The 9,868-nt window shown below is 67.0% G+C and carries 7 protein-coding genes; 1 reads left to right on the top strand and 6 read right to left on the bottom strand.

Translation table 11 applies throughout. From position 1 onward, the window contains the following. Positions 1 to 78 precede the first annotated feature (78 nt). Positions 79 to 369: a hypothetical protein gene (locus AC6H2I_RS16275; RefSeq protein ID WP_497501720.1), complete on the bottom strand. Its 291-nt coding sequence runs from the start codon at positions 367 to 369 to the stop codon at positions 79 to 81. Positions 370 to 600: 231 nt separating this feature from the next. On the opposite strand from AC6H2I_RS16275, the gene AC6H2I_RS16280 reads away from it, so the two are divergent. Continuing rightward, positions 601 to 945 (top strand): helix-turn-helix domain-containing protein, encoded by a 345-nt coding sequence (locus tag AC6H2I_RS16280; RefSeq protein WP_497501721.1) that lies wholly within the window; start codon positions 601 to 603, stop codon positions 943 to 945. A 128-nt stretch (positions 946 to 1,073) separates the two neighbouring features. Here AC6H2I_RS16280 and tuf read toward each other — a convergent pair whose 3' ends face one another. The 5 genes from tuf to rpoC all read right to left on the bottom strand — a co-directional run bounded on the left by tuf (position 1,074) and on the right by rpoC (position 9,777). Further along, a complete protein-coding gene (tuf, locus tag AC6H2I_RS16285) occupies positions 1,074 to 2,264 on the bottom strand; it encodes an elongation factor Tu (protein WP_497501722.1) in 1,191 nt (396 codons plus the stop codon). 37 nt (positions 2,265 to 2,301) lie between these two features. Then, a complete protein-coding gene (gene fusA / locus AC6H2I_RS16290) occupies positions 2,302 to 4,377 on the bottom strand; it encodes an elongation factor G (RefSeq protein ID WP_497501723.1) in 2,076 nt (691 codons plus the stop codon). 42 nt (positions 4,378 to 4,419) lie between these two features. Continuing rightward, positions 4,420 to 4,890 carry a 30S ribosomal protein S7 gene (gene rpsG, locus AC6H2I_RS16295; RefSeq protein ID WP_497501724.1) on the bottom strand — a complete coding sequence of 157 codons (471 nt, stop codon included), beginning with the start codon at positions 4,888 to 4,890 and terminating at the stop codon, positions 4,420 to 4,422. A gap of 13 nt (positions 4,891 to 4,903) precedes the next feature. Further along, positions 4,904 to 5,275, bottom strand: a complete 372-nt coding sequence (gene rpsL / locus AC6H2I_RS16300) for a 30S ribosomal protein S12 (protein ID WP_029007684.1) — start codon at positions 5,273 to 5,275, stop codon at positions 4,904 to 4,906. A gap of 335 nt (positions 5,276 to 5,610) precedes the next feature. Then, on the bottom strand, positions 5,611 to 9,777 hold the full coding sequence (gene rpoC, locus AC6H2I_RS16305) for a DNA-directed RNA polymerase subunit beta' (RefSeq protein WP_497501725.1): 4,167 nt from the start codon (positions 9,775 to 9,777) through the stop codon (positions 5,611 to 5,613). Between the last annotated feature and the right edge of the window lie 91 nt (positions 9,778 to 9,868).

Consider the following 9,868-nt stretch of genomic DNA (forward strand, 5'->3'; position numbering starts at 1 on the left):
ACCACGCGTCACCCGGCTGTTCGGCGCGCGTCGCACGGCTGACGGCACGCTGACTCAGGTCCGCAATGTCGAACAGCATCATGCCGCCGAAGAACCAATGGACCTCGAACACCGCGGCCGACCACTCGACCGCCGCCGCGGAACGGCCCCGAATTCGATGAAGTCGCCGTCACAGAATTCGAAGGTTCCGGCGGCTGCGACGATGGCTCCGTCCTCGGTCTCGCCGATAAGCACACGGTTGGAAAGGATGGCCTCCATCATCATCTCGCCTGGTCGCTCGCGCACGCCTGGATCGTGGTTGTGGCGGTAGTAGGATTCGATGCGTGTCAGGTCAGCGGAGACCGATGGGCGGACGGTCAACTTCTGCACGGCCAGGCTCCCCGTCTCATGTGCTCAGCTTTGCACTCGGCTCGGGAGGTGGACGGGCGCATCATGCGCGCATACAACGCGTCCCTTGACGGTCGTTCTACCCGATGCGGCGCTTACGCGCCACCCACCATGATCTGAGGTACTGCCAGTGTCTCACACATTGCGCCTTGCAAAATTTTTGCGCCGTCCTATCCTTTGCCATTCAGGAAGCAAATGCCAGAGGTCGTTCACATGCTACCGACCACGGAGAAGATGACGCTGGGAGAACGCATCTACCGGTCCGACGCGGACGCCATGGAGACGTTTGCCGCCATGCTCCGCGACTTCGATCGGGACGATTCTCAGCAGTTCACAGCCGTCATCGCGGCCGCCGTGTCGCGCCATGGAATCACCCAGGCCGCACTGGCCGAGGGGGTCGGCGCCACCCGCGGGACGATCAGTCGCTGGATCTCGGGCAAGTCCATCCCCCATTCGATGGTGCGCCCGATGATCGTGGAATGGATTGCCGGAGAGGTTCGCCGCGAAGCGGCCAAGCTGCGCAAACAGGCTGAGGAGCAGTTCGAGAAGGTGGCGTGAGCCCGAAGCGGTGCGAACCGCACACCGGGTGCGCCACACCAAAACGGGCCGCCGACCCCAGGGGTCGGCGGCCCGTTCGATTCGGTCCGTCGACGGGCCGGCGGAGCCGGCCACGCCGCGGGACCCTGTCACTCGATGATGGAGGCAACGACGCCGGCACCGACGGTGCGGCCGCCCTCGCGGATGGCGAAGCGCAGGCCCTCGTCCATGGCGATCGGGGCGATCAGCGTCACCTCGATGGCGACGTTGTCGCCCGGCATCACCATCTCCGTGCCTTCCGGCAGCGCCACCATGCCCGTCACGTCGGTCGTGCGGAAGTAGAACTGCGGACGGTAGTTGGAGAAGAACGGCGTGTGGCGGCCGCCCTCTTCCTTCGTCAGGATGTACGCCTCGGCCTTGAACTTGGTGTGCGGCGTGATCGTGCCCGGCTTCGCCAGCACCTGGCCGCGCTCAACGTCCTCGCGCTTCGTGCCGCGCAGCAGCGCGCCGATGTTGTCGCCGGCCTCGCCCTGGTCGAGCAGCTTGCGGAACATCTCGACGCCGGTCACCGTCGTCTTCACCGTCGTCTTCAGGCCGACGATCTCGACCTCCTCGCCGACCTTCACGATGCCGCGCTCGACACGACCCGTCACCACCGTGCCACGACCCGAGATCGAGAACACGTCCTCGATCGGCATCAGGAACGGACGGTCCTTCGGACGCTCCGGCTGCGGGATGTACTTGTCGACCTCGGCCATCAGCGCCAGAACCGCCTCGCGCCCGATCTCCGGGTTCCGGTCCTCCAGCGCGCACAGCGCCGAGCCCTTCACGATCGGAATGTCGTCGCCGGGGAACTGGTACGACGACAGCAGCTCGCGCACCTCGAGCTCAACCAGCTCCAGAAGCTCGGGGTCGTCCACCATGTCCACCTTGTTCATGAACACGCAGATCGCGGGAACGCCGACCTGACGCGCCAGAAGGATGTGCTCCCGGGTCTGCGGCATCGGACCGTCCGCCGCCGAAACCACAAGGATCGCGCCGTCCATCTGCGCCGCGCCCGTGATCATGTTCTTCACGTAGTCCGCGTGGCCGGGGCAGTCCACGTGCGCGTAGTGACGGTTCGCCGTCTCGTACTCAACGTGCGCCGTCGAGATCGTGATCCCACGCGCCTTCTCTTCCGGCGCCTTGTCGATCTGGTCGTACGCGGTGAACGTCGCACCGCCGGACTCCGCCAGAACCTTCGTGATCGCGGCCGTCAGCGACGTCTTGCCGTGATCGACGTGGCCGATCGTGCCGATGTTGCAGTGCGGCTTGTTCCGCTCGAATTTCGCCTTCGCCATGGCGTGTGCTCTCCGTCTCTCAAGGTTCAGGCGGTTGTCAGGCCAACTTCGACCGCAGTTGGTCGGCGATGGCCTGCGGCACCGGCTCGTAGTGGTCGAACTGCATGCTGTACTGGGCGCGGCCCTGGCTCATCGACCGCAGGCTGTTGACGTACCCGAACATCTCGGCCAGGGGAACCGTCGCGGTGACGAGACGGGCGTTTCCACTCTGGTCCATCGCCGCGATCTGGCCGCGCCGACGGTTCAGGTCGCCGATGATGTCGCCGAGGTAGTCCTCGGGGGTCACCACCTCGACCGCCATGACCGGCTCCATGAGGACCGGCCCCGCCTGGGGCATCGCCTCGCGGAAGGCGGCACGGGCGGCGATCTCGAACGCGAGGACGGAGGAGTCCACGTCGTGGTAGGCGCCGTCGGTGAGGGTCGCCGCGATGTCGACGACCGGAAAGCCGAGCACGGGGCCGCTGGTCCTCGCCCCCTCCAGGCCCTTCTGGACGCCGGGGACGAACTCCTTGGGCACTGCCCCGCCGGTCACCGCGTTGACGAAGCGGAATCCCTCTCCCGGGGCCAGCGGCTCGAACACCATCGCGACCCGGGCGAACTGGCCGGTGCCACCGGTCTGCTTCTTGTGGGTGTGGTCGACCTCGACCCGGCGGGCGATGGTCTCGCGGTAGGCGACCTGCGGTGCGCCGACGGTGGCGTCGACCTTGAACTCCCGCTTCATGCGGTCGACCAGGATCTCCAGGTGCAGCTCGCCCATGCCCTTGATGATGGTCTGCCCGCTCTCGGGATCGACCGCGACGCGGAACGACGGGTCCTCCTGGGCGAGTCGCTGCAGCGCCGCCCCCATCCGCTCGTGGTCGGCGGCGGAGTTGGGTTCGACCGCGACCTCGATCACCGGCTCGGGAAACTCCATGCGCTCCAGCACGATCGGCCGGTCGGGGTCGCACAGGGTGTCGCCGGTGGTGGTGGCCTTCAGGGAGGCGAAGGCGACGATGTCGCCGGCCCCGGCCTCCTTGATCTCCTCGCGGGTGTTGGCGTGCATCAGCAGCATGCGCCCGACCCGCTCCCGCTCGCCCTTGGCGGCGTTGAGCAGGGAGCTGCCGGTCTCCACCGTGCCGGAGTAGATCCGCACGAAAGTCAGGGTCCCGGCGAAGGGGTCGTTCATGATCTTGAACGCCAGCGCGGCGAAGGGCGCGGCGTCGTCGGTCGGCCGCTCGTCGGGGGCGCCGTCGACGGTGGTGCCCTGCACGTTGGTTACGTCGTGGGGCGACGGCAGGAAATCCACCACGGCATCCAGCATCGGCTGGACGCCCTTGTTCTTGAACGCCGATCCGCAGGTCACGGGGACGAAGGCGAAGTCCAGCGTGCCCTTGCGGATCAGCCGGCGCAGAGTCGCCGCGTCGGGGTCCAGGCCGCTGTCGGCGTAGGCCATGAGGACGTCGTCGTCCTGCTCCACCACGGTCTCGATCAGCGCCTTGCGCTGGCGGGCCGCCTCGTCCTTGAAGGCATCGGGAATGGCGGTGTGGTGGAACTCGGCGCCGAGCGTCTCGTCCTTCCAGACCACCGCCCGGTTCTCCACCAGGTCGATCACGCCGGCGAAGGCGGCGCCCTCGCCGAGGGGAAGCTGCAGCACAAGCGGTTCCGCGCCGAGCCGGTCGCGGATCATGCCGACGCAGCGGAAGAAGTCGGCGCCGGTGCGGTCCATCTTGTTGACGAAGCACATGCGGGGCACGCGGTACCTGTCCGCCTGCCGCCACACGGTCTCCGACTGGGGTTCGACGCCGGCCACCGCGTCGAACACCGCCACCGCACCGTCGAGCACCCGCAGCGACCGCTCCACCTCGATGGTGAAGTCGACGTGGCCGGGGGTGTCGATGATGTTGATGCGGTGGTCCCGCCAGAAGCACGTGGTCGCCGCCGACGTGATGGTGATGCCCCGCTCCTGCTCCTGCTCCATCCAGTCCATGACGGCGGTGCCCTCGTGGACCTCGCCGATCTTGTAGGACCGTCCGGTGTAGAAGAGGATCCGCTCGGTCGTCGTCGTCTTCCCGGCATCGATGTGGGCCATGATGCCGATGTTGCGATAGCGGTCGAGTGGATGGGAACGGGGCATGTCGGGCGTCTTCCGGACTGCGTGCTTACCGACCGGTCGTGCTTACCAGCGGTAGTGCGAGAACGCCTTGTTGGCCTCGGCCATGCGGTGGGTGTCCTCGCGCTTCTTCACCGCGGTGCCGCGCTGGTTCGCGGCATCGAGGAGCTCGCCCGACAGACGCTCCGTCATGGTGTTCTCCGACCGCGCGCGGGCCGCGCCGATCAGCCACCGGATGGCCAGGGCCTGGGCGCGGTCCGTGCGGACCTCGACCGGCACCTGGTAGGTGGCGCCGCCGACGCGACGGGACCGCACCTCGAGGTGCGGCTTCACGTTCGCCAGGGCGTCGTGGAAGACCTGGACCGGGTCGGCCTTCGCCTTGCCCTCGACGCGCTCCAGCGCACCGTAGACGATGCGCTCGGCGGCCGACTTCTTGCCGTCCAACATCAGACAGTTCATGAACTTGGTCAGAACGCGATCGCCATACTTGGCGTCGGGCAGGACCTCACGCTTCTCGGCGCGACGACGACGGGACATCGCCTGGTACTCCTTACTTCGGGCGCTTCGCGCCGTACTTCGACCGGCGCTGCTTACGATCCTTCACACCCTGGGTGTCCAGGGTGCCGCGAATGATATGGTAGCGCACACCCGGAAGGTCCTTGACGCGACCGCCGCGGATCATCACCACGGAGTGTTCCTGAAGGTTGTGGCCTTCGCCCGGGATGTAGCTGGTGACCTCGAAACCGTTGGTCAGACGCACACGGGCGACCTTACGAAGGGCCGAGTTCGGCTTCTTCGGCGTCGTGGTGTAGACGCGGGTGCACACACCGCGCTTCTGCGGGCACGCCTCCAGCGCCGGAACCTTGTTGCGCGCGGCTTCGGGCTCACGCGGCTTACGGATCAATTGGTTGATCGTCGGCATTGCAGCCTTTCATTCCTTCCTGTGGCTCGCCCGGCAAACGCCGCCAGACGATGCAAAAACCCGCCATCGAAGCGCGATCGCCTCGTTGCGGGCCCAATCATCGAACGCCGTCCAGAGCTTCCCAAACGGCTATGTCGCGGTTCGAACAGGGCAGTGTCTAGGCGTGCGTCCGCCTACCACCTGCCCTTTGAGGTCGGGCGACTATATGGAGCGCCGGTGGTGGCGTCAAGCGGGCTTTTGCCGTGTCGGCCCGGCCGGCGCGAAAGCGATGCGCCCAAGAAAAAGGGGCGCGTCCCGTCGGACGCGCCCCCGATCACCGGCGAAGCCGGCCGCGCTCAGGCGGCCGAGCTCTCGCCGTGGTGCGGCGGCAGGGCCGGAGCCCCCTCCTCCGCGGCCAAGGCGGCCACGCGGTCGCGCTCGGCGGCGATCTGCTTCAGGCGGTTGACCACCGACCCCGTTCCCGCCGGGATCAGGCGGCCGACGATGACGTTCTCCTTCAGGCCTTCCAGGTTGTCGGTCTTGCCCGACACCGCGGCCTCGGTGAGGACGCGGGTCGTCTCCTGGAACGACGCGGCCGAGATGAAGGAGCGGGTCTGCAGCGAGGCCTTGGTGATGCCCTGCAGCACCGGCTTGCCCTCGGCCGCCTTCAGACCTTCGGCGATGGTCTTGTTGTTCTCCTCGTCGAACTCCTGGCGGTCGACCTGCTCACCCACCAGGAAGGTGGATTCGCCGGCGTCGGTGATCTCGACCTTCTGCAGCATCTGGCGGACGATCACCTCGATGTGCTTGTCGTTGATTTTCACGCCCTGCAGCCGGTAGACGTCCTGGATCTCGTTGATGAGGTAGTTGGCAAGCGCCTCCACCCCCATCACCGACAGGATGTCGTGGGGCACCGGGTTGCCGTCCATCAGCAGGTCGCCCCGCTGGACGTAGTCGCCCTCCTGCACCGAGATGTGCTTGCCCTTGGGGATGAGGTACTCGGTCTCGTCCCCGGTCTCCTCGTGGCGCACGACGATGCGCCGCTTGGTCTTGTAGTCCTTGCCGAACTCGACCCGGCCTTCGCTCTCGGAGATGATGGCGAAGTCCTTGGGACGGCGCGCCTCGAACAGCTCGGCCACCCGCGGCAGACCGCCGGTGATGTCGCGCGTCTTCGAGGATTCGCGCGGGATGCGGGCCAGCACGTCGCCGGCCTTCACCTGGGCGCCGTTCTCCACCGACAGGATGGCGTCCACCGACATGAAGTAGCGCGCCTCCATGTTGTTCGGCAGCATCACCACGTTGCCCTGCGGGTCGCGGAGCGTGATGCGCGGCTTGAGATCGGCACCGCGCGTCTGCTGGCGCCAATCCACCACCACCTTGGACGAGATGCCGGTGGCCTCGTCCATCACCTCGCGCATGGACACGCCCTCGACCAGGTCGAGGTAGTGGGCCGTCCCCTCGCGCTCGGTGATGATCGGCAGGGTGTAGGGGTCCCACTCCGCCAGCTTCTGGCCGCGCTCGACCAACGCGCCCTCGTCCGCCAGCAGCTTGGTGCCGTAGGGGACGCGGTGCCGGGCCCGCTCGCGGCCCTGGTCGTCGAGCAGCACCACCTCGCAATTGCGGCCCATCACCACCGGCACGCTGGCCGAGTTCAGCACCACGTTGCGGTTGTTGATCCGCACCGTGGCGTCGAACGCCGCCTCCACGAAGCTCTGCTCGGCCCCGCGCTGGGCGGCGCCGCCGATGTGGAAGGTGCGCATGGTGAGCTGGGTGCCCGGCTCGCCGATCGACTGGGCGGCGATGACGCCGACCGCCTCGCCGGTGTTGACCAGCGTGCCGCGGGCGAGGTCGCGCCCGTAGCACATGGCGCACACGCCGTCCTTGGTCTCGCAGGTGAGCACCGAGCGGATGCGCACGCTGTCGATGCCCGACCGCTCGAAGCGGTCGACCAGCGGCTCGTCGATCAGGTCGCCGCGGTTGCAGATCATCTCGCCGTTCAGCGGGTCGACCACGTCGTCGACCGCGGTGCGGCCGAGGATGCGGTCGGACAGCGGCGAGATGACCTCGCCGCCGTCGATCACCGCCTTCACGGTGATGCCCTTCTCGGTGCCGCAGTCATGCTCGACGATGATGGCGTCCTGGGCGACGTCGACCAGGCGGCGGGTCAGGTAGCCGGAGTTCGCCGTCTTCAGCGCGGTGTCGGCCAGGCCCTTGCGGGCGCCGTGGGTGGAGTTGAAGTACTCCAGCACGGTCAGGCCTTCCTTGAAGTTCGAGATGATCGGCGTCTCGATGATCTCGCCCGACGGCTTGGCCATCAGGCCGCGCATGCCGGCGAGCTGGCGGATCTGCGCCGCCGAGCCGCGGGCACCGGAATGCGCCATCATGTAGACCGAGTTCACCGGCTTTCCCGGGGCGGTGTCGGAGATGACCTTCATCATCTCGGTCGCCACCTTCTCCGTGCACTCCGACCAGACGTCGACCACCTTGTTGTACTTCTCGCCCTGGGTGATCAGGCCGTCGAGGTACTGCTGCTCATACTCCTTCACCCGCTCCTTGGCGTCGCCGACCAGCTTCACCTTGGCGGCGGGGATGACCATGTCGTCCTTGCCGAAGGAGATGCCGGCCCGGCAGGCGTGGCCGAAGCCCAGCTTCATCAGGCGATCGGCGAAGATCACCGTCTCCTTCTGGCCGCAATGGCGGTAGACGGCGTCGATGACGTTGCCGACGTCCTTCTTGGTCAGCAGGCGGTTGATCAGCGCGAACGGCACGGCGGGGTGGCGCGGCAGGATCTCCGACAGCAGCATGCGGCCGGCGGTCGTCTCGACGATGGTGACGATCGGCGTGCCTTCGGAGTCCACGCCCTTGTAGCGCGCCTTGATCTTGGCGTGCAGGGTCAGCACCTTGGCGTCGAGCGCCTGCTCGATCTCGCCGACGGTGGAGAAGACCATGCCTTCGCCCGGCTCGCCGGGGCGGTCCATGGTGATGTAGTAGAGGCCCAGGACGATGTCCTGGGACGGCACGATGATCGGCTTGCCGTTGGCCGGCGACAGGATGTTGTTGGTCGACATCATCAGGACGCGCGCCTCGAGCTGGGCCTCTAGGCTCAGCGGCACGTGCACGGCCATCTGGTCGCCGTCGAAGTCGGCGTTGAAGGCGGTGCAGACCAGCGGGTGGAGCTGGATCGCCTTGCCCTCGATGAGCACCGGCTCGAACGCCTGGATGCCGAGGCGGTGCAGCGTCGGCGCCCGGTTCAGCATGACCGGGTGCTCGCGGATCACCTCCTCCAGGATGTCCCAGACCTCGGGCCGCTCCTTCTCCACCATGCGCTTGGCCGCCTTGATGGTCGAGGCCAGGCCGTAGAGCTCCAGCTTGGCGTAGATGAACGGCTTGAACAGCTCCAGCGCCATCTTCTTGGGCAGGCCGCACTGGTGCAGCTTCAGCTCCGGGCCCACCACGATGACCGACCGGCCGGAGTAGTCGACGCGCTTGCCCAGCAGGTTCTGGCGGAAGCGGCCCTGCTTGCCCTTGAGCATGTCGGACAGCGACTTCAGCGGACGCTTGTTGGCGCCGGTGATGACGCGGCCGCGGCGGCCGTTGTCGAACAGGGCGTCGACCGCCTCCTGCAGCATGCGCTTCTCGTTGCGCACGATGATGTCCGGCGCCTTCAGCTCGATCAGGCGCTTCAGGCGGTTGTTGCGGTTGATGACGCGGCGGTAGAGGTCGTTGAGGTCGGAGGTGGCGAAGCGGCCGCCGTCCAGCGGCACCAGCGGGCGCAGCTCGGGCGGGATGACCGGGATGACCTCGAGGATCATCCACTCCGGACGGGACTGGCTCTCCAGGAAGGCGTCGATCAGCTTCAGGCGCTTGACCAGCTTCTTGCGCTTGGCCTCCGACGCGGTGTCGCGCAGGTCCTCGCGGCAGCGCTTCTTCTCCTCCTCCATGTCGAGGGCGGAGAGCATGATGCGCAGCGCCTCGGCGCCGATGGAGGCGGTGAACGAATCCTCGCCGTACTCGTCCTGGGCGGTGACGAACTCCTCCTCGGAGAGGAGCTGGTGCAGCTTCAGCGGGGTCAGGCCGGGCTCGATGACGACGTAGTTCTCGAAATAGAGGATGCGCTCGAGGTCCTTCAGCGTCATGTCGAGCAGCAGGCCGATGCGGCTCGGCAGCGACTTCAGGAACCAGATGTGCGCGACCGGCGAGGCCAGTTCGATGTGGCCCATGCGCTCGCGGCGGACCTTCGAGAGGGTCACTTCGACGCCGCACTTCTCGCAGATGATGCCACGGTACTTCATGCGCTTGTACTTGCCGCACAAGCACTCGTAGTCCTTGATGGGGCCGAAGATGCGCGCGCAGAACAGGCCGTCGCGCTCAGGCTTGAAAGTGCGGTAGTTGATGGTCTCCGGCTTCTTGATCTCGCCGTACGACCAGGACCGGATGCGCTCGGGGCTGGCGATCTGAATGCGAATCTGATCGAAGCTCTGAGGACCCTGGACCTGGCCGAAAATGTTCATCAACTCATTCATGACCGTCTCCCGCTGGCGTCAGCCGCGTTGTCATATGGGGACGCGCCGCCGGAAGAGAACGGGGGGGCACCCGTCTTCCGGCGGTGGTCGT

The organism is Azospirillum sp. NS33 (assembly GCF_059703765.1).